The 24,711-nt window shown below is 33.9% G+C and carries 19 protein-coding genes; 8 read left to right on the forward strand and 11 right to left on the reverse strand.

Going from position 1 to position 24,711, the window contains the following annotated elements:
- Positions 1 to 22 precede the first annotated feature (22 nt).
- The 3 genes from SJY34_RS02795 (at position 23) to SJY34_RS02805 (ending at position 9,208) form a co-directional block, all read left to right on the forward strand.
- Positions 23 to 5,656, forward strand: coding sequence for a BspA family leucine-rich repeat surface protein (locus SJY34_RS02795; protein ID WP_400078700.1), 5,634 nt, complete (start codon positions 23 to 25; stop codon positions 5,654 to 5,656).
- A 1,720-nt stretch (positions 5,657 to 7,376) separates the two neighbouring features.
- A complete protein-coding gene (locus SJY34_RS02800) occupies positions 7,377 to 8,273 on the forward strand; it encodes a gliding motility-associated C-terminal domain-containing protein (protein ID WP_400081437.1) in 897 nt (298 codons plus the stop codon).
- 5 nt (positions 8,274 to 8,278) lie between these two features.
- On the forward strand, positions 8,279 to 9,208 hold the full coding sequence (locus SJY34_RS02805; RefSeq protein WP_400078702.1) for a PorP/SprF family type IX secretion system membrane protein: 930 nt from the start codon (positions 8,279 to 8,281) through the stop codon (positions 9,206 to 9,208).
- A 71-nt stretch (positions 9,209 to 9,279) separates the two neighbouring features.
- Here the strand turns inward: SJY34_RS02805 and SJY34_RS02810 are convergent, their stop codons facing one another.
- Together SJY34_RS02810 and SJY34_RS02815 are read right to left on the reverse strand one after the other, a co-directional pair.
- The gene (locus tag SJY34_RS02810) at positions 9,280 to 11,475 is read right to left on the reverse strand and encodes an amino acid permease (protein WP_400078704.1); all 2,196 of its coding nucleotides are present in this window, start codon (positions 11,473 to 11,475) and stop codon (positions 9,280 to 9,282) included.
- Positions 11,476 to 11,604: 129 nt separating this feature from the next.
- Positions 11,605 to 12,348 (reverse strand): arylesterase, encoded by a 744-nt coding sequence (locus tag SJY34_RS02815; protein WP_400078706.1) that lies wholly within the window; start codon positions 12,346 to 12,348, stop codon positions 11,605 to 11,607.
- Positions 12,349 to 12,374: 26 nt separating this feature from the next.
- On the opposite strand from SJY34_RS02815, the gene SJY34_RS02820 reads away from it, so the two are divergent.
- Both SJY34_RS02820 and SJY34_RS02825 read left to right on the forward strand, forming a co-directional pair.
- On the forward strand, positions 12,375 to 13,064 hold the full coding sequence (locus SJY34_RS02820) for an ABC transporter ATP-binding protein (RefSeq protein WP_400078708.1): 690 nt from the start codon (positions 12,375 to 12,377) through the stop codon (positions 13,062 to 13,064).
- Between the two features lie 47 nt (positions 13,065 to 13,111).
- Positions 13,112 to 15,607, forward strand: coding sequence for an ABC transporter permease (locus SJY34_RS02825; RefSeq protein WP_400081439.1), 2,496 nt, complete (start codon positions 13,112 to 13,114; stop codon positions 15,605 to 15,607).
- 51 nt (positions 15,608 to 15,658) lie between these two features.
- On the opposite strand, the gene SJY34_RS02830 is transcribed toward SJY34_RS02825, so the two are convergent.
- From SJY34_RS02830 to SJY34_RS02845, 4 genes are all read right to left on the reverse strand, one after another.
- On the reverse strand, positions 15,659 to 16,102 hold the full coding sequence (locus SJY34_RS02830; protein ID WP_400078710.1) for a hypothetical protein: 444 nt from the start codon (positions 16,100 to 16,102) through the stop codon (positions 15,659 to 15,661).
- Positions 16,103 to 16,480: 378 nt separating this feature from the next.
- Positions 16,481 to 16,678: a hypothetical protein gene (locus tag SJY34_RS02835; RefSeq protein ID WP_400078712.1), complete on the reverse strand. Its 198-nt coding sequence runs from the start codon at positions 16,676 to 16,678 to the stop codon at positions 16,481 to 16,483.
- Positions 16,611 to 16,973 carry a hypothetical protein gene (locus SJY34_RS02840; RefSeq protein ID WP_400078713.1) on the reverse strand — a complete coding sequence of 121 codons (363 nt, stop codon included), beginning with the start codon at positions 16,971 to 16,973 and terminating at the stop codon, positions 16,611 to 16,613. The genes SJY34_RS02835 and SJY34_RS02840 overlap by 68 nt, the downstream gene beginning before the upstream one ends.
- A 29-nt stretch (positions 16,974 to 17,002) precedes the next feature.
- A complete protein-coding gene (locus SJY34_RS02845; RefSeq protein WP_400078715.1) occupies positions 17,003 to 18,343 on the reverse strand; it encodes an exonuclease domain-containing protein in 1,341 nt (446 codons plus the stop codon).
- Between the two features lie 172 nt (positions 18,344 to 18,515).
- Between SJY34_RS02845 and SJY34_RS02850 the strand changes: the two genes are divergently transcribed.
- The 3 genes from SJY34_RS02850 to SJY34_RS02860 all read left to right on the forward strand — a co-directional run bounded on the left by SJY34_RS02850 (position 18,516) and on the right by SJY34_RS02860 (position 20,982).
- Positions 18,516 to 19,133: a hypothetical protein gene (locus SJY34_RS02850; protein ID WP_400078716.1), complete on the forward strand. Its 618-nt coding sequence runs from the start codon at positions 18,516 to 18,518 to the stop codon at positions 19,131 to 19,133.
- A gap of 156 nt (positions 19,134 to 19,289) precedes the next feature.
- On the forward strand, positions 19,290 to 19,955 hold the full coding sequence (locus SJY34_RS02855; RefSeq protein ID WP_400078718.1) for a hypothetical protein: 666 nt from the start codon (positions 19,290 to 19,292) through the stop codon (positions 19,953 to 19,955).
- Positions 19,936 to 20,982, forward strand: coding sequence for an alpha/beta fold hydrolase (locus SJY34_RS02860; protein ID WP_400078720.1), 1,047 nt, complete (start codon positions 19,936 to 19,938; stop codon positions 20,980 to 20,982). The genes SJY34_RS02855 and SJY34_RS02860 overlap by 20 nt, the downstream gene beginning before the upstream one ends.
- A 151-nt stretch (positions 20,983 to 21,133) precedes the next feature.
- Here SJY34_RS02860 and SJY34_RS02865 read toward each other — a convergent pair whose 3' ends face one another.
- From SJY34_RS02865 to SJY34_RS02885, 5 genes are all read right to left on the reverse strand, one after another.
- Entirely contained in the window at positions 21,134 to 21,475 is a 342-nt protein-coding gene (locus tag SJY34_RS02865) for a hypothetical protein (protein WP_400078722.1), read from the reverse strand.
- A 214-nt stretch (positions 21,476 to 21,689) separates the two neighbouring features.
- Positions 21,690 to 23,276: a serine hydrolase gene (locus SJY34_RS02870; RefSeq protein ID WP_400078724.1), complete on the reverse strand. Its 1,587-nt coding sequence runs from the start codon at positions 23,274 to 23,276 to the stop codon at positions 21,690 to 21,692.
- Between the two features lie 2 nt (positions 23,277 to 23,278).
- Positions 23,279 to 23,611 (reverse strand): hypothetical protein, encoded by a 333-nt coding sequence (locus SJY34_RS02875; protein ID WP_400078726.1) that lies wholly within the window; start codon positions 23,609 to 23,611, stop codon positions 23,279 to 23,281.
- A 4-nt stretch (positions 23,612 to 23,615) separates the two neighbouring features.
- Positions 23,616 to 24,167 (reverse strand): RNA polymerase sigma factor, encoded by a 552-nt coding sequence (locus SJY34_RS02880; protein WP_400078727.1) that lies wholly within the window; start codon positions 24,165 to 24,167, stop codon positions 23,616 to 23,618.
- A 6-nt stretch (positions 24,168 to 24,173) separates the two neighbouring features.
- Entirely contained in the window at positions 24,174 to 24,512 is a 339-nt protein-coding gene (locus tag SJY34_RS02885; RefSeq protein WP_400078729.1) for a DUF6249 domain-containing protein, read from the reverse strand.
- Positions 24,513 to 24,711: the final 199 nt, after the last annotated feature.

Consider the following 24,711-nt stretch of genomic DNA (forward strand, 5'->3'; position numbering starts at 1 on the left):
TACAACATAACTAATTTTACTAATGATCAGATGCCTACTTGCTGTTCTTTTAACTTTATCAGTTTCTAGTTTACTTGCCACCAATATTTACGTCGATCAATCTGCACCAGCAGGTGGTGATGGATCGAGTTGGGCAAATGCATTTCAAGACATACAAAGTGCTGTTGATGTCGCAGCTGCCGACGATACCATTTTTATTGCTGCAGGCATTTATAGGCCAGAAAGTGAAATCGATATTACAGTACCTTTAAGTATTAAAGGAGGGTATCCGCAAGGCGGTGGAGCTCAAGATATTGACGCTAACACCACCCAGATTCAAGCAGATTTTAATCCTGCAAATTTATTGTTTACCATTTTCGATATAAAGCCAAACGCACAATTCTATATCGAAGGCACTCAATTCTTACAAGCAAGACGTGCCATAACCACATATGCTAATATTTCTATAAATAATGTTCAGTTTAATGAAAGTTCAACTGCAGATTTATGGCTGTCCGATGATATAGATTTTTGTACCGTAACTAATTCAACTTTTACCGGTTGTGTTGGCTCTAGCTTATACCTTTTTAGTTATCAGGTTAATAATTTACTAGTCGATAATTGTGTTTTTCAAAACGGTACTGGTAGAGCATTATTTATTCATGACGAAGTTTTAAATACAACTTTTACCAACTCAATTATAAGAAATTATAATTCAACAACAAGTATAGCTACTCTGGCTAGCCCAAATACAACAATTAATAAACTCACAATTGATAATAATTCAAGTAGCGATGTTATTCAGCTAGAAGGTGCAAATACACAAATAAATAATTTAACAGCTACCAATAATAGTTGCACGTCCAGAATACTATTTCATTTTGAGGGCACAGCGATAATTACTAATTCTACCTTCAATAATAATCTCGGTACAGGTGAGTGCATCCAAACCACACAAAATTGTTATCTCACTTTAGAAAACGTTGACTTTATTGACAATACAATTACAGATTCACCAATAATTAGAGGGAATGGTGAAGCATTTTTTGCCAATGATTGTAAGTTTATTAATAATGAAACTAGTGGAACTTTCAGTACCATTGTTGATCTTAGAGGCGATGATGGTGCCGATATTGCTTTTGATAACTGCGAGATTAAAAATAACCGTTCTGGTTATGGTTCTACTTTTGATATTAGTTATGATGCCGATGTTGTTATAAACAACTGTGTTTTCGAAAACAATGGACAAAGTGGTGAAGGAGACCTCGATTTTTGGACGCTTAAAAGCGCAGAAATTACCAATAATCGTTTTGATAGTAATACCAGTACTGAGCCTGTTATAAAAATAGGCTTTATGATGGTTGATAATGCATTAATAAGAAATAACACTTTTTTAAACAATACTGGTAGTGAGGTTGAAGCCGATCGAATAGATGATTTGACATTATCATATAATGTGTATTATGGTAATTCAATTTTTTTGGATATAGATAGAGTTCCTATCGCAAGGTTAAACAACGAATATTTCGAGGGCAACAATACAAATAGTGAGTTTATTAGATTCGACGAAACTACAGCACGTATTAATAATATGACAATGATTTCTACATTGCCTAGCGGAAATCATACGCTTATTGAATCTGCAAATGACGTCGCATTACGTATCTTAAACAGCACGATTAGTGCTAAAAATTATACAGATACCAACGTAAGAGTAGATTTTGATAATGATGTCCCTTCTTGGGTTCGTAATTCTATAATCTGGTCTGGCAATGATCTGAGTCAAAGTGCATTTTCTGGAAGCACAACTAATCTTACGGTTAGAAACTCATTAATCAAGGGAGAAGATCCTCCTGGAGCAGGCAATTTAGATGGTACACAAAATAGTAATAGACCTCGTTTTTCTGATCCTAGTGATTTAGATTTTAGAGTCAGAAATTGTTCACCTACTATTAATGCTGGTAATAATACATATCAGAATTTAACTATCGACCTCTTAACAAATCCAAGAATTTTTGAGACTACAATAGATATGGGAGCTTATGAGTTTCAGGATGCTTATAATGCATCTTGTGAAACACCAGAAAGACCTTTATGTACGCAATTAGAATTACCAACAGATGGAAGTACAAATATAGCTTTAGATACCATGTTAGAATGGACAGGAAGTCCTAATGCAATAGGCTATATTTTAAGAGTTGGAACTTCATTAGGAGCTTCAGATATTTTAAATACTACATTAGGAAACGATACAACATATAACTTATCTGAAGATCTACCACCAAATACAGAAATTTTCGTAAGAATCATTCCGTTTAATGGAACGGGAAATGCTTTAAGTTGTGTAAGTGAAAGTTTCACGACTGCATCTGTACCAAATTGTAGTTCATTAATATCACCTTCAGATGGTGTAATTGATGTGGCTGTAGATTCTAATATTACATGGTCACCTTCTGCTAATGCTACAGGTTACATTATTCGTATTGGTGATGCATTAGGTAGTTTTAATCTTGTTAATACAGTTGTTGGCAATATAACAACTTACGATTTACCAAGTGATTTACCAGAGGGTACCGAGATATTTGTGAGAGTTATACCTTTCAATCCTATAGGTAATGCTAACAGCTGTCTTAGTGAAAGTTTTACTACTGAAACACTAATATCTATACCTAACTGTACCACAATTTCAATGCCTTTAGATGGTGATACGGATGTGCCAATAACTTCAGATTTAAGCTGGAATTCGGTTCCTAGTGCTGATAATTATAGTGTAACCATAGGAACAACATCTGGTGGTACAGATATTTTTGATAATATAAGTGTAGGCATTAACACAACTGTTAGTCTACCAAATTTTCCAGAGAATACTGAGATTTTTGTTACTATAGTTCCTTCTAATTCAGAAGGTGATGCTATAGGTTGTGCTGAAGAAAGCTTTACAACAGAAACCTTAGCTACAATTCCTAACTGTACAAACTTAACATCACCATTAGATGGAGCTACAGGTGTTTTTCCTGTAAGCGGTATAACTTGGAATCCAATAACGAATGCAGATGGATACTTAGTTACTGTAACAACGACGAGTGGTGTAAATAATTTTACAAATGCTGATGTTACTACAAATACATTAGATCTAATTTCTCAAGCATTTACTGTTGGAGATTTAGTTACAGTACTGGTTATACCTTATAACTCAGCAGGTGAAGCTATCGGTTGTACTTCTGAAAGCTATACGATAATAGACGAACCTGCTTGTACAAATCTAATAGAGCCATTAAACAATGCTTTAAATGTTCCTGTTAATACAGATTTATCATGGAATGCGGATGATGAAGCAATAGGATATAGGTTGTCAATTGGCACAACTTCTGGAGGAACGGATATTTTAGATAATTTTAATACTGGTAATACGACTTATAATTTACCTGCCGACTTGCCCGAAAGCACAGAGATATTTGTAACTATTATTCCGTACAATGTTTTATTTACTGCATCAGGTTGCACGCAAGAAAGTTTTACTACAGAAACATTAGTAAACACAAATGCTTTTATAACCACTTGGAAAACAGATAATGCTGGTGTATCAAACAACGACCAAATTACCATTCCAACTTTTGGAACAGGCTATAACTATAACGTAGACTGGGGCGATGGAAATGCTACAACAGGAGAAACAGGTAATGCAACACATACTTATGCTTCAATAGGTACATATACCGTTTCTATTACAGGCGATTTCCCTAGGATACGTTTTAATAATGGATTTGATAAAGATAAGATTTTAACCATAGAGCAATGGGGTGATAATCCTTGGACAACTATGGAAAATGCGTTTTTTGGTTGCACTAATTTAAATATAACCAACCCTAATATTGATGAACCTAACTTAACTAATTTAACTGAGCTTGACCGCATGTTTGAAGACTGTACAAGTTTTAATGGTGATGTTACCAATTGGGATGTTAGTAATGTTGAAAGTTTAAGAAGTTTATTCAGAGGCGCTACTATTTTTAATCAAGATATTGGAAATTGGGATGTTAGTAATGTTCAATATTTGTCTAGAACATTTGCTAATGCATTGGCTTTTAATCAAGATATATCATCATGGAATGTGAGTAATGTAACCAATATGCTACTTACGTTTTATAACGCAGAAAGTTTCAATCAACCTATACAATCTTGGGATGTTTCTAATGTTACAAGTTTTGCAAGAATTTTTGAAGAAACAGATGTATTTAATCAACCTATTGGTATTTGGGATACATCGAGTGCTACAATTATATCTGGTATGTTTAACGAAGCAGTGGCTTTTAACCAGGATATAAGTAATTGGGATGTGTCGAATGCAACGTTATTTAGAAATACGTTTGAAGGTGCTATTCTGTTCAATCAAGATATAAGTTCTTGGGATACATCTAGCGCTACCGATATGTTGTTTATGTTTAAGGATGCCATAGCCTTTAATCAAGATATAAGTAGTTGGGATGTGAGCCAAGTATTTAGAATGTTTGCCATGTTTGAAAATGCCACAGCATTCGACCAAGATTTAAGTGCATGGAATGTACAAAGTCTTACTACTGCAGAACGTATGTTTGATGGTGTAACACTTTCTACAGCAAATTACGATGCGCTTTTAATAGGCTGGAACGCACAGAATCTACAACCAAATGTTCCATTTAGTGGTGGTGATAGTCAATATTGCGATGGAGAAGTTGCTAGAACCAATATGATAACTGGTGATGGCTGGATGATAACTGATGGTGGCTCGGCATCACCAAATATTACAGCCTTAGCAAATCAAACACATTCCAACAGTTATACCTTACCAGTAATAAATGGTACTAATTTAACTGGAAGCGAACGGTATTATACAGCACCCAATGGTGGTGGTACAATATATAGTGCAGGTGAAATTATCAATTTTGCTGATTTCCCTAGCTATCCAGTTATATTGTATATTTATGATGGTTCTGGTTTATGTGCTAGTGAAGAATCTTTTACACTAACATTAACCAATGATATCATACCTTCTTGCACTAGTTTAACCACACCACTAAACGGAACTACAGATGTTTCGATCATTACTGATTTAACTTGGACAGCTATTGCCAATGCAGATGGTTATTTGGTCACCGTTGGAACAACATCAGGTGACAATGATATTCTAGATAATGAGAACGTCACGGCAACCACTTTCGACTTGCCTGCAGATTTACCCGAAAACACAGAAATATTCGTCACCATTACTCCATATAATGGCGTAGGTAATGCCACAGGTTGTGCAGAAGAAAGCTTTATTACAGAAACTTTAGCCACCATTCCAAATTGTACGACCTTAACCACACCACTAAACGGAAGTACAGATATTTCGATCATTACTGATTTAACTTGGACAGCTATTGCCAATGCAGATGGTTATTTGGTCACTGTTGGAACAACATCAGGTGGTAATGATATTCTAGATAATGAAGACATCACAGCAACCACTTTCGACTTGCCAACGGACTTACCAGAAGAACACAGACATCTTTGTGACGATAATTCCATACAATGGCGTGGGCAATGCCACGGGCTGCATCGAAGAAAGTTTTACTACAGAAACTTTAGCTACAATTCCAAATTGTACGACCTTAACCACACCACTAAACGGAAGTACAGATGTTTCGATCATTACTGATTTAACTTGGACAGCTATTGCCAATGCAGATGGTTATTTGGTCACTGTTGGAACAACTTCGGGCGGCAACGATATTCTAGATAATTTCGACGCTGGTAATTTAACCACATTAGATTTACCAACAGATTTATCAGAAAATATCGAGATTTTCGTCACTATAATTCCATATAATGCAGTAGGAAATGCCACTGGTTGTGCGGAGGAAAGCTTTACTACAGAGGCCATAATTACTTTACCTGGTTGTACAGCTTTAACGACGCCTTTAAATGGTGCTAATAATGTGCCTGTTGATACCAATTTAAATTGGGATGCTGCTACAGATGCAACGAATTATATAATCTCTATTGGATTTTCACCAGGAGGAAGTGAAATTATTCTAAATCAAAATCTAGGTAATAGCCTTGAATATGATCCATTTTTTGATTTCCCACCAAATACTGAGATATTTGTTAGAATATTGCCATCTGATGCATTTGGTAACAGCTCTACAAATTGTATAGAAGAAAGTTTTATCACAGGATTACTAGCTACAATTCCAAATTGTACAACATTAACCACACCATTAAACGGTAGTACAGATATTTCCATTATAACAGATTTAACCTGGACAGCTATTACAGATGTTGATGGTTATTTTGTAACCGTTGGCACAACATCAGGAGGTAACGATATCCTAGATAATTTTGATAATGGAAATTTAACCACATTAGATTTACCAGCAGACTTACCCGAAAACACGGAAATCTTTGTCACTATTATTCCATACAACGCAATTGGAAATGCCACAGGTTGTACAGAAGAAAGCTTTACCACAGAAACACTAGCTACAATTCCGAATTGTACCGCATTAACATCACCATTAAACGGAAGCACAGATGTTTCTATTATAACCGATTTAACTTGGACAGCCATTGTCAATGCAGATGGTTATTTGGTAACCGTTGGCACAACATCAGGAGGAAACGATATCCTAGATAATTTTGATAATGGAAATTTAACCACATTAGATTTACCAGTAGACTTACCTGAGAATACAGAAATATTTACAACCATTATTCCTTATAATTCGGAAGGTAGCGCTACAGGTTGTGCGGAAGAAAGTTTTACGACTGAAACTTTATCTACCTTTCCTAGTTGTACAACTTTAATAGATCCTTTAGATAATGCTATTAACGTTTCTATAGCGACAGATTTAAATTGGAATGCAGTTTCTAATGCAACAGGCTATTTAATTTCAGTTGGTACAACATCTGGAGGTAGTGATATTTTATTTAATCAAGATGTAGGTGATACAACTACGTTCAATTTACCTACTAATCTTCCAGAAAATACAGAAATATTTGTATCTATATTGCCTTATAATTCCAACGGAAACAATCCTACAGGCTGCACCGAAGAAAGCTTCATTACAGAAACGTTAGCCACAATACCTAATTGTACTAGTTTAACCACACCACTAAATGGAAGCACAGATATTTCGATTATAACAGACTTAACTTGGACAGCCATTGTCAATGCAGATGGTTATTTGGTAACCGTTGGCACAACATCAGGAGGAAACGATATCCTAGATAATTTTGATAATGGAAATTTAACCATATTAGATTTACCAGCAGACTTACCCGAAAACACGGAAATTTTTGTCACCATAATTCCATATAATGCCATAGGAAATGCAATAGGGTGTGCAGAGGAAAGTTTCGTTACAGAGACTTTAGAAATGCTTCCAAATTGTACTACACTTACTTTGCCACTAGATGGATCCATAGACGTCCCAGTGAATACAGATTTTTCTTGGAATCCTGTTTCTGGTGCAACAGGTTACAGAATAAACATAGGCGATAATGTCAATTTTTATGGGGAATTCGATGTTGGAAATAATCTCACTTTTGATTTAGGTTTCGACTTGCCAGAAAACGAACTTATATTTGTTAGAATTATTCCTTATAACGGATTAGGTGATGCCATTGGTGGATGTACAAATGAAAGTTTTACAACAGGATCAATTTCAGCTTTACCAATTTGCACGCAACTTCTTGCTCCATTAGACTTAAATGTTAATGTATCTCCTGATACAGATTTGACATGGGTACCTGAGCCAAATGCCACAGGTTATAGATTAAGTGTCGGTACAATATCTAATGGCACTGATATACTTGATAATGTAGATGTAGGAAACTTTACCACCTACGATATACTAGGAGATTTACCTGAGAATACAGATATTTTTGTTCTTATTATTCCATATAATGATTTTGGAGATGCTGAAGGCTGCACCGAAGAATATTTTACTACAGGAAGTGTTAATACGACTCCTGAAGACGATAACACAAAATATGGTTTCTCTCCAGATGGCAATGGTATTAACGATTATTGGCATATTGACGGTATAGAAAATCACCCAAATAACGTCGTTACGATTTACAATCGTTGGGGAGATCTTGTTTTTCAAATAAGAGGTTATGACAATTATGCAAGAGCTTTTAGAGGTGAGGCCAACAAGAAAACAAATATGGGAGCTGGCAAACTGCCATCAGGTACTTACTTTTTCCATATTATAATCGATGGCGAGCATCATTTGAAGAAAACTAAAGGATTTGTAGTTATAAAGCGTTAATAATAATGAAATTAAGAAAAAAATATTACCATTTATCGTTAAGTCTTTTAATCCTTTTATTGAAATGTAATCTTTCATATAGTCAACAGACAGCATCGTTTCCGGAGTATAATTTTAATCCGTTTATAATAAACCCTGCTTATGCAGGTCTGTTATCAATGGCTGAGGCCACAATAGCAAATACAGGATTTAGTTCCTTTGAAGGAGCACCGAAAAACTTTAATTTGAGTTTTCATATGCCCGTGAGTGAAGGTAAAATGGGGTTTGGTGCAGCAATCATAAGAGATGAAATAGGTGTAACAAAGTCTACCAACGCTTTTGTTGCGTATTCCTATAAAATATTCTTTGATTTTAAAAATGATCGTCCTTATTGGCAAAATTACCAACCAGGTTCTTTGTCTTTTGGTATAACTGCTGGGTTACAGCAATATCAAGATAATTTGTTGGAGTTAAATATAATAGATGATATAAACTTTAGTGAAAATATTAATGCTACTATTCCTACTATAGGTGCAGGTTTTCTATTTAATCATTCTCGTTTTTACGTCGGTGTTTCTGCGCCAAATCTTGTTGGTACGAGTTTAGCTTCAGATAATGCGATTAAACTAAATTTCCCTATTTATGGCTACTTTGGTTATCGCTTTTTTAGTAATCGCTTTGAAAACTTTATGCTTAAGCCAAGCTTATTTCTTAAACATGAAAAAGGAGCACCTTTTTTAGCTGATTTAAATATGTCTGTGAGTTATAAAAATAAATTTGAACTTGGTGCAGGCTATAGAACAAACTCGTCCTTTAATCTCTTAGCTGGTATTTATTTGTTCAAATCTTTTCGAGTTATTTATCAATACAATATAGTAACAAATGATTCTCCTTTTGCAAATACTCACGGTTTGGTATGCAGTTTTAGATTTAAAGAAGGATATGTAAATAAGTAATTAAGTGTAATAATCAATAACCCTATCTAGGTGCGTACTTTGATAGATTTAAATTGTTATCATAATAAAGTTTATGCTAAAATACTCTCATGACCAGAATCTCTCACAAATAGGCAACTGCTACTTGTTTTTTTTGTCATCTCTTTAATAAAATTATACGGTAAGGTATCTTGCATTCCAAAGATATTTAGATCTGCAGATGGTGCCTTTGTAACTTTATCATTAAAGCTGCCAACATATACTTCGGTTAAAGTATGAGGTAAACGCGCTAATTGAGTTAACGATTTTAAAAATGTATTCGCGTTGTTTTCTTCCTCTGGATCTGAGACGACTGTTATAAGACGTATACGAGCATTCCAATTCATTTTTAGCTTATAAGCTACCAAAATCGATAAGTCTAAATTACCAATATCTAAGCCACCAAATTGCCAATTTCCTTTTCTATCACTTACCCAAACATTTATCATGTTGCGCTGACCTAAAAGTGCAGTAGTATGCAAATTAAATAGAAGAATACCTATTTCTAAGCGCATGGACTCTTTCATTACTGGTTTTAGCTCATTATCATAATCATCATGATCTTGCAAATTCAAAAACATAATGTTCGGTCTAAAAAAGGCACCTTGTAATGCCTGACTTCCATAGTTTATACCATTTGCAAATTGCTCAGTATGAATAACGGTTGAAGATGAAAACACACCTTTAGCTCTAAAAGATGCCGAAATATCTTCTAATTGTTCAGCCAACTTGTCATGCTCAGAATAAGGCTCTATTCCTAAAAGTTTAATAGACCCTTTTGGCTTGGCAATATTTCTTAAAAATTCAAAACTTCCTTTAAGGCCGTTTACATCTCGCACAGGAACCATAATATTTGCTTTCCAAGCACGTTGCTGCATTTTTTTCATTCCCCAAGTATGTTTGGCTGCCCATTCAGCAAAAGAAACAAAAAGACCAGAACGAACATCTTCAAAAGGGGTTTCTAAATTTTGACGCGATAGATACCAGTACACCATCAGTACAATAGCAATAGAGATTAAACTCACAGTCGGATTGATAATAAACATGGCAAAAATGGACGATATCAATCCAAACCAAGGTACCCATTTATGTATCTTAAAAATGGGACGGTAGCTAATGAGTCCTAATCGTTGTTCAATAATCACAACAATATTTATCATAGCATAGGTGATAAGAAAAAATAGAGTCACCAAAGGAGCAACAGCATTAAGGTTGCGCAGCAATAGTGTGAAAAAGATCAAAATACCAGTAACCAGCATCGCGTTTCGCGGTTGACCATTGTTGCTGGTTCCTGCCAATAGATTAGAGTAGGGAAGCACCTTATGCTCTCCCATAGCATATAAAATACGTGATGAGCCTATAATAGATGCTAATGCCGATGAAAATGTAGCACCTAAAACACCAGCAATAATAAGGGGACCAAAGTAGGCTTTATCTACCATGATGTAATAATTAGTTATCAATTCCTCTTCAGTAGCACTACGTGATATCCAAAAGGCAAGACTCATATAAATAACAAAACTCACTCCAATTGCCCAGAGTGTTCCTTTAGGTATACTACGTTTCGGTTCTTTGAGTTCTCCTGACATATTGGCTCCAGCCATTATACCAGTTGCTGCAGGAAAGAAAACAGCAAAAACAATCCAAAAACTACTACCTCCATAACCATTTTCTGAAGATCCTTTAAATGCTCCCCAACTTAACGAATCACTTAAAGGTTGTACCATTGAACCATTATAGGCAGCGACGACAATAGATACTAAAGAGAGTATAATAACTCCCATAATTATAAACTGAGTCTTAATAGCGAGATTGGCACTTATATATGCAATCGTAAAAAGCGAAGCAAAAACAATGACATCAACTAGAAAGGCATTGTGATCTGGAAAAATGCCTAACCAACCTTCTCTAAAACCAAATATATACATGGTCACCGCTAGGCCTTGCGAAATATACCTAGGTATACCTAAACTACCACCAACTTCTAAGCCCAAAGCTTGCGAAACAATAGCGTAAGCTCCGCCAGCACCAATACGAATATTAGTGGTTATTGCAGACATAGATAAAGCAGTACAAAGCGTTATTACAAACGAAATGAGAATAATGAGCCATGCACCTAAAAGTCCAGCATTACCAACTACCCAACCCAATCTAAGGTACATAATAACACCAAGGATGGTTAGTAAAGTTGGTGTAAAAACACCACCAAAGGTGCCAAACTTTTTAATGCTTTTAGCTGTATTACTCATTTGGTCAGTTTAGTATATTCTGACAATGAAGTTACTAATAATCTGGTAATCTAATGCAAAAGAAGTTATAGCGTATAATTAATTAGAACTTCAATCGTGAACATGCTAATGATGATCGCAGTTACCTCACTATTTCATCAATGGTTCTAAGGTCTCCCAAACTGTGTTTGCTAATATTTTGTGACCTTCTGCTGTAGGATGAATGCCATCACCTTGATTAAGTTCTGCAATACCACCTACATTTTTTAGTATAAAAGGAATAAACTCCAAATTATTCTTAGTTGCTATATCAGCATAAATTTGCCTGAATTCAGTAGTGTAATCCTGTCCCATATTAGGAGGTAATTCCATACCAGCAAGAATAATAGTGGTTTTTGGATTCTTCTGTTTTACTGCATCTATAATGGCTTGTAAATTTAAACGCGTTTCTGATAAAGGCACACCACGCAAACCATCATTAGCTCCAAGTTCTAATATGAAAATTTCGATATCTTGATTCAAAATCCAATTGATTCTACCTTTTCCTCCAGCAGTAGTTTCACCACTTAATCCCGAATTAATAACCCTATAATTATAGTCTAATGAATCAATTTTTCCTTGCAAAATAGCAGGGAAAGCATCATTACTATCGTCAAGTCCGTAGCCAGCAGTGATACTGTCGCCAAAGCATAAAATGGTGTTGGCCTTTGTAGTTTCTGTCATTGGCTCTTTAGTTTGTTCAGTTGAATTTGTTTCTTGAGTAGATTTTTCAGTCTTATCATTACCACATGCTAATAGAAAAAGTGCCATAATAAAATAACAAAACTTTAATAGTTTATGAGCAGTTGAAATTGGTGAGTTTAATTTCAATTGTTTAATTTCAGCCTTCGACATAAATTGTCCTTAAATTATAAATTAATATGTCAAAGATATTAAAGATTACTGGGTTAGAAAAGACTTATTCCAGTGGTAATAAACAACTAACGGTTTTACAAAATATCACTTTTGATGTTGATAAAGGCCAGACGTTTTCAATAGTTGGACCTTCAGGAAGTGGAAAAACAACTTTGTTAGGACTATGTGCAGGTTTAGATCAGCCAAATGCTGGGAGTGTAGAGCTATGTGGTCACAATTTAAAAAGTCTAAATGAAGATCAACGAGCACAATTGCGCAATAAAGAAGTAGGTTTTATTTTTCAAAATTTTCAACTTTTGCCTACACTTACAGCTCTAGAAAATGTTAGTGTTCCTCTAGAACTACAAGGCAAAAAGGATGCTATAAAAATTAGTATGGCATTGTTAGATAAAGTAGGCCTTGCAAATCGTTTTCATCATTACCCATCACAACTTTCAGGCGGAGAACAGCAGCGTGTGGCTTTAGCCAGAGCCTTCTCTAATTCACCATCTATTTTATTTGCAGATGAACCAACAGGAAATTTAGATGACGACACTGGCGAAAAAGTGATAAAATTATTGTTCGATTTAAATAAAGAAGCTGGAACAACTTTGGTAATTATTTCTCACGATTTAGATTTAGCAAATCGTACGCAGCAGATTCTAAGACTTAAAGGTGGTCAAATATTAACCAATGAGCGTACAACAGTACTATAAAACCTTCGCTGACTAAGATGAATCAAAAAACAATCTGGCTTTTTAAAATGGCATGGCGAGATGCTAAAGCGAGTAGAGTGCGTCTTCTATTGTTTATGGCTTCTATTATCTTAGGAATTGCAGCAGTAGTTTCAATACAATTATTTAGTACTAATCTTAAAGATAATATCAAGCGACAATCTAAAGCGCTAATGGGTGCTGATTATATAATCGACTCTAGACAAGTACCTACGATACGCGCTAAAGCTATAATAGACTCCTTAAAACCTGATGCTTCAGAGGTAAATTTCGTGTCTATGATTGCATTTCCAAAGAATGGTGGTACTAAATTAGTTCGTGTACGTGGAATGGATGGTGATTTTCCATTTTACGGAAGTATTAATACGCAACCAGTCTCAGCAGCAAATACTTATCAAGAATCAGGTGGAGCTTTAGTTGATGCTACTTTGTTGCTTCAATTTAATATTAAACCTGGTGATTCTATAAAAGTAGGTGAGTTAACGCTTCCTATTGCAGGAGCATTAAAAGCCATTCCTGGTAGTACAGCAATTTCAACATCTGTAGCACCTCCAATTGTAATTCCGTATCGTTTTATTGAAGACACGGAATTGCTACAGTTTGGAAGTCGAAAGGAATACCAATACTTCTATAAAGCAGCAGATACACTAAATTTAGATCGTTTTGAGGAAATTATAGATCCTATGCTAGATGCCGAAAAAGCAGATTTAGATACACATTCAACTACAAGCAGACGTTTAGGACAACGTTATGATAATGTTGGTAAATTCCTGAATTTAGTAGCGTTCATAGCACTATTACTAGGCTGCATTGGTATTGCGAGTTCAGTACATATTTACATTAAAGAAAAATTAAAAGCCGTCGCTATTCTAAAATGTTTGGGTGCATCTAGATTACAAAGCTTTCTGATTTTTATGATTCAGATTGCAGGAATAGGAATTATAGGAGGTTTGCTTGGTTCTCTTATTGGTGTTGCACTCCAAGAGTTATTTCCATATATCTTAGAAGAATTTTTACCTTTTACGGTAGAAGTGAGCATTACAGCGCAACCTATTATCATAGGTGTATTTCTTGGTCTATTTATGTCCATATTGTTTGCCCTTTTACCATTACTGAGAACCTTGTATGTATCACCTTTAGATGTTCTTAGAGTAGATGAACATGGAGCACAAGAACCTAAAACAGTAAGACTGATTGTTTTTACTGCAATTTTAGTGTTTCTATTTTTGTTTTCATATTGGTTGCTTCAGAATGCCATCTATGCTTTAGGCTTTGTCATAGCTACTTTAATCACGTTTACCGTTTTAGGTGGTATTGCTTTGCTTTTTATTAAAATGATTCGGAAATTTTTTCCTAAACAATGGGGTTTTACGGCACGTCAAAGTTTACTCAACTTATTTAGGCCAAATAATCAAACTGTAGTTCTAGTGGTTGCTATTGGTCTAGGTACGTTTTTAATTAGCACCTTATATTTTACAAAGGATATTTTATTATCAAAAACGGAAGTAGGGCAGACCGCGGAAAATGCCAATATGATTATTTTAGACGTACAAAGTGAACAGCGTGATAAGGTAGAAAATCTTATTAAAACTAAAGATTTACCAATTCTTGACAATATTCCGTTAGTCACTATGCGTATGCATCGCATAAAAGATCGATTGGTAAACGATTTACTACAAGATACAACAAGACAAGTTCACGGTTGGCTTTTAAATCATGAATTCAGAACCACCTATCGCAATGAGTTGATCGCTTCAGAAGAACTTATGGAAGGAGAATGGACACCAGAGGTAAAACCTGGTGAGCCTATTGTAATTTCTATTTCAGATAATCTCGCTGAAGATGCCAAAGTAGGTGTTGGCGATCCTATTGTTTTTAATGTGCAAGGTGTACTTATGGAAACCAAAGTAGGAAGTATTCGCAAAGTAGATTGGGGACGATTGCAACTTAATTTTTCTATTGTATTTCCTCAAGGTGTTTTAGAGGAAGCACCACAATTTAATGTATTCACAACTTCAGCAAAGGATGAGGCAAGTTCGGCAAATTTACAACGCGATTTGGTAGCCCAATTCCCTAATGTATCTGTTATCGATTTAAGACAAGTCTATACAATTATTGAGGACATTTTAGATAAAGTCTCATGGATTATTAATTTTATGGCTTTCTTTAGCATATTTACAGGTATCATTGTATTAATAGGCTCGGTTAGAACAAGTAAATATCAGCGCATAAAAGAAAGTGTATTACTTCGTACACTTGGTGCTAAGAATACTCAAATTTTACAGATTTCAGCTTTTGAATATCTGTTTTTAGGCTTATTGGGTAGTTTAGTTGGAATTTTATTGGCCTTGGTAAGCAGTCTTTGCCTTGCGTTATTTTTGTTTAAGGAGCCCTTTGTACCATCTTCAATTCCCTTTCTTGTTTTTTTACCAGGTATTACACTATTAGTTCTAGCGATTGGCTTAAGCAATATTCAAACTGTACTCCGAAGCTCACCTTTAGTAGTTTTACGTCGTGAAGGGTAGAGGATTACAGATTATCTAGATTTAGGCTTTTGTTACAGAAAAATATATCTCCTAATCATCACATATATTCTCTTTCACGTTTATATCATTAAGCTTGTCCCATATTGGCTCGTTAAATGCTTTGCTAGAAATTTTAAATATAACAATGGGTTTTTTCGTATCCTCACAAAATATTTGACGTCCTAAAATATAAGTGGTTAGAACCTTTCCCGTATGTAAACCATCAAAAAAAGTTAATTTTCCGGTGAAAGTTTTTTCGGTTTTAGATTGTTCTGACTCTAAGAACTCAGCCTTGGGTTCGGGAAACTCCTGTGCCCAATGATTTGGTTTCATCAATCCATCAAAATAGTTTTCTAAATTTGATTGTAGCACATTTAGTGGCAGTTCAACGTTGGTTTTAATATTCCAAGACATCACAAGCGACCAAAAGTCGTTATGATCTTCATCTCTCCAATTTGGTGCAAATCTCAACTCCTCAAACCCTTCTAAGGTCAATTTTGGTGCCCACTCAATCGGAAATTTTATAATCTCTTTTCCCCAAGTGGTGTCGACCTCTACAATACTTAACTCATCAGTATTTTGTGCAAAACCAGATAATGATATTCAAATAAAACAATCAGTACTATTTTTAAACTATACATCATAAAGCTAATTTTCTTTGTGGCAAAATTAATTTTTAGTCATTCAGCATTTTCAAAAAAAATATCAAAAAAATGCAAAAAATGATTCCTAAAATTAAATCTTTATTATATGAGTTCTTAAAATCTTCACCATTTTTAACTATTGTATTTGCAAAATGAAATGAGTATCAAGTACACTACGGCTTATTAGAATTAGTTTTGCAGATACCAAAAAAAGTTGGGCACGAATTCTTTAATATTTAACTCTAAAACTACCATTAGTTACAGTCTTGGTGGAGGATGCATCATTAGCTTCTATTCCAATAAACTCAAAACTACCACTAGTTTCTTCTTCATTATTTACCAATACTGTAATTGTACCATTACCGCCTTCTCCACCAACAGAACTCCAAGCTGTACTTCTGATTAGAAAATAGACCAGAAGTACCATTATTATCTTCAGAAAAACTGATGTCATAGGTGCCAGTACCATCAAAATCATTAATTAATAAAACTATGGCATTAGCCGCACTATCAAATCCCTGCACCACATAGGTGTTTCCAATAATTTGAGCTGTAACTCCATTCGGTACACTAGATGATTGGAAACTAAGCGTCTCAACATCGGCAATTATGAATTCTCCAGATAAATTAACGTTATCATCTGAATTTGAACAACTTAATAATAGGATTAAGATTAATATGCTATAGCAAAAGTTTGATTTCAAAATAGAATTCCTCTTCATGTCTAATATTTTTTATATAAATATAACTCCTAATTTAATGTTGTCAATCGAGATTGTAAAATCTTTTGAATCTCAATACTACTTTTCTGAGGAATGAGATAAGTCTCTAGGTCGTCTATATGGTTGATTTGTTCTTCTTTGTTTACAAATCCATAACCGAGATATTCACCATCTTTAATCATTATAAAGGCTTCTTCATTAGTATGCCTACCTTTTTCTTTGACAATAATGTCATTATTTTGATTAGACATGTGGTCTATCGCCTCAAGAACTCTGTCGTTATAACTCTCTACCGATTCTTCATTCCTACAAACACCTTTACAATTTTTAATGTTGTAATGAGAACACTCAGTAACCGCTTCTTGCAAATGGCAGTATTTAGGACACAGATTATACTGAGCACAGAGTTTTTCTAAATGCGAACGGACATCTCTAACATTAAAAAAAGTAATGATAGGGTTTGGCACCAAGCGCCCTTTATTACTTGCTAAGTGTAGAATTCCTTTTCTATCTTCATAAGAAAAAATAGCATACGATTGTATGATCCGTTTCGCTACTTTATTAAATTCTGGAAAGTAGTGTTTAATCGCAGCATCTTCCATTAATAAAGCCACTAATTCGCTGCCAGATACTTCAAAATCTATATCTCTAGTTACTCTTACCATTTCTAAAGACTTTTTGGTTTTGCTATAAAAATGGCTAAGCACACGTTTTTTAATGTTTTTGGCTTTACCAACATATATTATTTTGCCCTTTTTGTCTTTAAAGAAATAGATACCAGCAGCAGATGGCAAAGCTTCAAATGTGGCTTTAGGTAGGTAAGGAGGTAAAGTCGCTTCTCTAGATGTCTTATTTAAAAACTCTTTAAATATTTCAGCAGCAGCGGGTTGTTGTAAGAGCAATTCAAATAGAGTCACAGTAGCTTCAGCATCACCTCTGGCTCTGTGTCTATCTACTAAATTAATATCTAAGGCCTTACAGAGTTTACCCAAACTATATGAACGATGTCCTGGCAATAAGCGCCGCGATAAGCGCACTGTACAGAGTTTTTTTCTATTAAATTCTATGCCCAAGCGCTTAAATTCACCATTAATAACATTATAGTCAAAGTTGACGCTATGTGCTACAAAAATGGCGCCTTCAGTAATATTCAATATGTCTTGTGCTACATCTTCAAATCGTGGTGCATCAGCTACTAAAGCATTATCAATACCTGTTAGTGCGGTAATGTATTCTGGAATTAAACATTCTGGGTTAATTAGTGAGGTAAACTCGTCCACGACTATATCACCATCATACCTAAAAATAGAAATCTCGGTCATGCGATTGCCTTCTCCCGTTGTTTCAACATCTATAATGGTATAAATCATTTTGGTGCTTTATATGTTTTGTTTAAGTATGATTTTATTTTGTATGCAAGATAATCACTTTTGTTAGGTTTTTGAAATGCAGAATCATGAAATTATAATGTTATCTCAAGTGATTTTTATCATGTTTATCTCGAGGAAATAATGCTACTTTTAATGTATAAAACTTCAACATATGAAAGCTCTAAAACAATTACTCAAACCTTCAAATTTTATTAGCCTACTCTTCATAATATTACTTGGGTTTTCTTTAGGAAATGCACAAACATTAGATGATGAGACATCAAATCCAGATAAGCCGGAAACCGAATTACCACCAGACATTTATTGGGATGTTAAAGCTTACTTACCACAAGCATTACTACTAAGAGTAAAAGGTGTTGATAAAAGAGGTAATTTGTACGATGTTAAAGCTATTCAAAACTCTGATGACACCAGTGTTTTAGATGTTAAAGTGTTAATTAATGGAGAGAAATTACCTTTAAAATTAATTGTAAAAGGCAATGACAAGTATTATCCTTTAAAAGGCATTTTTGATGATGGTACTTTGCTAGATATAAAAGCCATAAACGACGATGGTGATTTTATAGATGTAAAAGGCATTAGTAAATCAGGAAATGTTGTCAACATTCAAGCTGTTACAAAAGATGATCAGTTTTATAATATCATTGCAATATCACCAAAAGGAAAAGTGAATAGTGTTAAAGGTATTAAGATGAACAATAGTACTGTTGAAACCATTATAAATGGGGTAAAAATACATGCACATGTGAAGTCTTTGAAGCAAGACTGAGATGACTTCGGTTTTACTTTAAATACTAAGCTCTTGTATCTCGTATGCCAGTAGTTTTAAATTATTATATAATTAAGTTTTAATTACATATACTTTAACAGGGTTTTATAAGTTATTGTGATAGGTTTACAGCCATCAATCAATAACTAAACTTACATGACCTTAAAAACGTGCTCGCTTATTCCCTTTGTAATATTATTTTTAAACCTAGGATTTGCTCAAGATTCTAAAGTCGTAATTAGTTCAATAGACATCTCAGAGTCATCTTTTTTTGAGCGAACTGAATTTAAAGTGAGTTATTCAGGTAGTATATTTTGGAACAATGGTTTAAACCTTGGGGCCGAGTATCTTTTTAAAGAATATACAAAATCGAAAAACAGAAAACGCGGACAAAGAACCAACACGCATCAGTTTCTTATAAATGGAACTTTAGGATTTACAACAAATTTTTCAACTAAAACTGATACAGGTCTCTTTACAAATTATGGTGTGACTTGGAGAAGAACTAACAAAAAAGGTAAGCAATTCAGTATAGCAATCAATCCCATAGGCTATTATCGATCATTTTTGCCTGAAACCTATGAAGTAAGAGGTGATAATGTAGAAAAAGTATTTCTTCCAGGTAGAGGCTACTATGCACCATCTATTTCTGTAGGCATAGGGAAACAAAGGCTAGGCAAGAAAATAACAGGTCGCTTCTTTAACGTCAACCTCCTGTTACGCACACCTTATAATGCAGGTACTTTACCAGCAATTAATCTTCAGTATGGTTACCGTTTTAACTTTAAAAAGAAAAGAAAAGATGCAGAAAACAATCAATAACTACTCAAAACTATTAGTACTTGTCATTATTTTATGCACCGTTTTTTCATGCTCTAATGACTCAAATCTTAGTAATTTAAACGACACTATATTTTTGCGTCATAAGGATGCCGATATGCCAGCTTACATACATGGTAATGGCTCAGAAAAAATATTTCTTATCATATTGCATGGTGGTCCAGGAGGTATTGGTTTAGGCTATCGTTCTAGTAGTATTAAAAGTGAAATTGAAAAAGAATGTGCTGTAGTATATTTTGACCAGAGAGGCTCTGGTATGGCGCAAGGCAGTTATTCTGAAAGTGGTATAAATATAGACGTCATGGCAGAAGATATTTTAGCGCTCGTAAAAGTTATTAAACATAAATATGGTAGTGATTCTCGGTTTTTCCTAATGGGTCATAGTTGGGGAGGCACATTAGGACCAGCGACCTTGTTAAAAGACCAAAGTGATTTCTTGGGTTGGATTGATGTAGATGGTGCCCATAATCCTCAAGGCATCTACCAAGAATATATCTCAAACTTTACTAATGTGGCCTTAGAACAAATTGAAGCTGAGAATGCCATTAATTATTGGCAAAGCGTTCTCAATTTGGTTAACGAAGTTGATCCGCAATATAATTTGGATGATGTCATTGAATTAAATATTGAAGCTTTTGAAGCTGAATCAGTTCTTCAGGATGCAGGTCTGATAAATAGTGATGTAGAAGAAGACAATAATACGATCTATAAATATAACATATTAACTATGTTATGGAATGCAAACAATACACAATCCATTTTAGACCAAGATTTGTTTCAAAGTATTAATTATGCGGATAGACTCTCAGAAATCACCATACCATCTTTAGTGCTTTGGGGCAGATACGACATGGTAGTTCCCAAACAATTTGCACAAGATTCTTTTGATAATTTAGGGTCTAGCGAAAAAGAATTAGTGATTTTTGAAAATTCTGGGCATTCGCCTATGTCTACAGAGCCAGATTTATTTGCTGATAAAGTAATTGAGTTTATAAACCAAAATCAGTAGAATGTCTGTCTCATTTTTCGATTAAGGCAAGTATTTGGTTAGTGGAGTGTAATCTTTACTAAATATTTGATAAAAACCTATAAAAAATAAAAGACGTTACTGACAAGCAACATCTTTTTTTTATTGTTTTTTTCTGTAATAAAAGTCTCAGTTAATCTACTGTAGATAAAAACCGTACTGGAACAGAGTAAAACCTTTTGCTACTGTCCTCGTTTATAGAAAGTTCTCTTTTGTTCAAACTTGCTTTAATGAATGTTTTAATTTCATAATTATCCGAATCGACTGAAGTTATAATGATTTTATTATTCTCATTTAATTTGAATTTAACCATAACGAATGTTTCATCATAAATTCGCAATTCCGAGTTTTTTAGAAACTTTTCAATCTGTTGGGCTACTGGTTTTATTTCATCTCCAGGAATACTTGTAAATGCCGAGACTTGACTGCTAAATGTAATTAGCGTAATTAATAATAATGCTTTGATTGTTTTCATTGTTTTTGATTTAATAGATTGATAATTTATTTATCTTGTTTTTTTTATTGATTATAGTTAAGTAACATGAGCTTTATTCACAAGATTTATATTTTAAACTAATGAGTTTATGAATCTTGAATGAGATATTTAACTTCGTAAGCTTCACCGAATATCATTCTATGATTTGGGTTAAAAACCCATGTTAAATATTACTTTTCATAATATCTAAATACTAATTCTCAGATATTCTATTAAGATTTAAGTCCTGAAAATCAAAACTAAAATCGATAAAACGAGAAATTCCTTTCATTTTTATACTTTCACTTTTACCATTTTCACCCAATGAAAACATCGCAAATGCATCAGCATTCATATCTTGGTATTCCCATTTTATAGCAAACGTATCGTCTTTGTAATAAGACATTTTACCATTCAATCTAGGCGACTTATATGATTTAAACCATAATTCACCATCATTATCAAAAACTTCAACTTTACCAAACCAATCATCTTCATAAACACCAATGTAATTCTTCTTATTGTAAGCTGCATTTTTATTAGAGTCGATTTCTTGCCACACAGTCTCTGCTTCTTTATCAATCATATTTCCACGTTGCTGTTGCATTCCAGAAGCCATTTCTATCCAATTAATTCCTGTATTTAGATTTAAAAACTCATCAAGTAGTGCATAACTAATTAAGCCATTTAGCATTCCTGATTTTTCAGAATTATTTAGTAGAACAATGCCGAGTTCTAATTCTGGTATTAATATAACTTCAGATGCCATTCCAGCGATTAAACCAGTATGTTCAATTTTTAAATAACCATTAAAATCTGATACAAACCAACCAAGACCATAGCCATAAAAGTGTGATTTAAATGGTGAATTTGGATCTGATTGCTTTGGTATTGATGTATGCATTCTCCACATTTCTTGTTGTTGCTGTTCAGAAAACAAAACAGTGCTTAAATCTGTACCATATTTCCCTTGATTAAGTTGTGTTAATAACCATTGACACATGTCTGCTGCACTAGACCATATTCCACCAGCTGCTCCATTCATGTTTGTATTCCCTTTTTTAGTATCTAATGCTATTAGTGTGTTTTCAATAAATCCATGAGGAATAGCCATAGTTTCAGTATCTGCTATATTTGCAAGACTTGCGTATGAATTTTTCATTCCTAATGGTTTTAGAATATTTTCGTCTATAAAAGATTCCCAAGATTGGCCGCTCACTCTTGCGGTAAGCTCACCTGCGACTAGATAGAGTAGATTATCATAATCAAACTTTGTTCTAAAAGAAGATGTAGGTTTAAAGTGTTGAAAGCTATTTAAAACATCATCAATGGTGAAATTAGAATCATTTGGAAAAATCATTAAATCTCCAACTCCTAATCCTAAACCGCTACGATGCGTTAATAAATCTTGAATATTAAAATTATTAGTAACATAGTCATTATACATCTTAAACTCTGGAATATAGTCTATAACCTTATCTTCCCATTTCAGCTTACCTTGATCTACCAATATAGCCAATGCGGCAGAAGTAAAAGCTTTAGAGTTTGAAGCAATCCCGAAAGGTGTGTTTTCGGTAACATTTTTATTAGTTTCAACTGATGTTAGTCCGTAACCTTTAGAGTGTAGTACTTTTCCGTTTTTCACAATACCAATAGAGAAACCAACGGTATTATTAACTGTTTTCATTGCTTTAAGTACTAAACTATCAATTTGGTTAGCACTCATCTGAGCATTCAATGTTGTTAATGTAATTGACAAAGCCAAAAGGCCAAAGACAAATTGTTTTTTTAAATTTTTCATGATTAATTGTTTTTAATTTGATTAATGAATTTTAAACCTCCAATTTCTAATTGTGCAAATAGAAGGATAAGGCAGGCTACGATAGAAGTATATTTAAGATGAGAACCTTCTGTAGTTTGTAAACCATCAGAAAAGCTATAAATAAATACAAGCGTTATAACTAGTATAATTGAAATAACTAACCCACGAATACCTTGTTTTTTATAGCTTGCTATTTTTTGTTTTACAAGTGCTTCCTTTTGTATAGACTGCATTATAGAAGCTTCTAAATCAATAGGTTCGTTAATATGATTGATGTTACTTAGAATATCTTTTAATTGATCTTTATCTTCCATTTTACTAGGGTTTTTTAATGTGTTGTTTCTTAACGATGTCGTAAAAACTTGTTCTGCCTCTGTGCAAAAGCACTTTTATATTTGGTTTAGTAAAGTTGGTTACTTCTTCTATTTCTGTAATACTCAACTCGTCAATGTAGAAGAGTTGTAATATCAATGCTTGTTTTGAATGTATCTTACTAAAAACCGTTTTTATTAAGCGTTTTAAATCGTCTTGGTGCATTTTTTGAATTACAGCATTGCAGGCTGTTTTTTCAGTTTCTGTCAATTCTAAAGCTTCATTTTTAATAACGTTTCGTTTTCGTTGGGCTAAAAATTGCAAAGCTGTATTTACTACAATTCTATAAAACCAAGTCGAAAATTTGGCGTCATTCCTAAACTTTGAAATTGAAGAATATGCCGTAATAAAACTGTTTTGCACTACATCTTTTGCGTCATCTTCTTGCTTTACAATAGAAATAGCGATTCCAAAAGCTTTATTTTGATAAGTTCTTATGAAATAACCAAAAGCATTTGTATTGCCATTTATTACTTCATTTAAGTAATGAGTATCCATAAATGGTTACTCTTTTTTGTTTAACTTCTTTGCCCAGAAAAAGGAAACAATAAGACTTATGCCACCAAACAATAACATAAACGATGGATAAAAAACTTCACCTTTAATAGTTGTTGTTTGTTCTAATGTATAAGCGAGTAATATACCGCAAGCAATGCCTATCATTAGTAAACCAATCTTTAAGCTTAATAATTTAGCTTGGCTAGGCGAAGTATTGGTGTCAATGCCTTTTTCGATTTTAGCCATACGTTCTAAATGAGATGCCTTAATAAATGTGTAAACGGTGTAGCCTGTTGCTAAAAATAAGGCTGCTAATACGGCTCCAGGTCCTAAAAAATTATTCATAATATTTAGTTTTTAAATTGTTATATACTCTTAAGATTAACTGGTAACAGAAAAGGTTACAGAATAATTGAATTATTTTAAAAGACACAGCAGAACGATAGTCGTAATTATCCTATTAAGTCAAAATACTATTTCTGTGAAACAAGGAATTAAGATTCTCGATAACCTATTTAATGAAATGGAAACGAAATGAGGAAGT

The sequence above is a fragment of the Winogradskyella sp. R77965 genome, assembly GCF_044594915.1.
Taxonomy (GTDB): Bacteria; Bacteroidota; Bacteroidia; order Flavobacteriales; family Flavobacteriaceae; genus Winogradskyella.

What these genes read in the sequence shown, in the direction of transcription:
- SJY34_RS02795 (WP_400078700.1), top strand. Translation starts at nt 23, where the DNA reads ATGATCAGATGCCTACTTGCTGTTCTTTTAACTTTATCAGTTTCTAGT.
- SJY34_RS02800 (WP_400081437.1), top strand. Translation starts at nt 7,377, where the DNA reads ATGCTTCCAAATTGTACTACACTTACTTTGCCACTAGATGGATCCATA.
- SJY34_RS02805 (WP_400078702.1), top strand. Translation starts at nt 8,279, where the DNA reads ATGAAATTAAGAAAAAAATATTACCATTTATCGTTAAGTCTTTTAATC.
- SJY34_RS02810 (WP_400078704.1), bottom strand. Translation starts at nt 11,475, where the DNA reads ATGAGTAATACAGCTAAAAGCATTAAAAAGTTTGGCACCTTTGGTGGT.
- SJY34_RS02815 (WP_400078706.1), bottom strand. Translation starts at nt 12,348, where the DNA reads ATGTCGAAGGCTGAAATTAAACAATTGAAATTAAACTCACCAATTTCA.
- SJY34_RS02820 (WP_400078708.1), top strand. Translation starts at nt 12,375, where the DNA reads ATGTCAAAGATATTAAAGATTACTGGGTTAGAAAAGACTTATTCCAGT.
- SJY34_RS02825 (WP_400081439.1), top strand. Translation starts at nt 13,112, where the DNA reads ATGGCATGGCGAGATGCTAAAGCGAGTAGAGTGCGTCTTCTATTGTTT.
- SJY34_RS02835 (WP_400078712.1), bottom strand. Translation starts at nt 16,678, where the DNA reads ATGGTACTTCTGGTCTATTTTCTAATCAGAAGTACAGCTTGGAGTTCT.
- SJY34_RS02840 (WP_400078713.1), bottom strand. Translation starts at nt 16,973, where the DNA reads ATGAAGAGGAATTCTATTTTGAAATCAAACTTTTGCTATAGCATATTA.
- SJY34_RS02845 (WP_400078715.1), bottom strand. Translation starts at nt 18,343, where the DNA reads ATGATTTATACCATTATAGATGTTGAAACAACGGGAGAAGGCAATCGC.
- SJY34_RS02850 (WP_400078716.1), top strand. Translation starts at nt 18,516, where the DNA reads ATGAAAGCTCTAAAACAATTACTCAAACCTTCAAATTTTATTAGCCTA.
- SJY34_RS02855 (WP_400078718.1), top strand. Translation starts at nt 19,290, where the DNA reads ATGACCTTAAAAACGTGCTCGCTTATTCCCTTTGTAATATTATTTTTA.
- SJY34_RS02860 (WP_400078720.1), top strand. Translation starts at nt 19,936, where the DNA reads ATGCAGAAAACAATCAATAACTACTCAAAACTATTAGTACTTGTCATT.
- SJY34_RS02865 (WP_400078722.1), bottom strand. Translation starts at nt 21,475, where the DNA reads ATGAAAACAATCAAAGCATTATTATTAATTACGCTAATTACATTTAGC.
- SJY34_RS02870 (WP_400078724.1), bottom strand. Translation starts at nt 23,276, where the DNA reads ATGAAAAATTTAAAAAAACAATTTGTCTTTGGCCTTTTGGCTTTGTCA.
- SJY34_RS02875 (WP_400078726.1), bottom strand. Translation starts at nt 23,611, where the DNA reads ATGGAAGATAAAGATCAATTAAAAGATATTCTAAGTAACATCAATCAT.
- SJY34_RS02880 (WP_400078727.1), bottom strand. Translation starts at nt 24,167, where the DNA reads ATGGATACTCATTACTTAAATGAAGTAATAAATGGCAATACAAATGCT.
- SJY34_RS02885 (WP_400078729.1), bottom strand. Translation starts at nt 24,512, where the DNA reads ATGAATAATTTTTTAGGACCTGGAGCCGTATTAGCAGCCTTATTTTTA.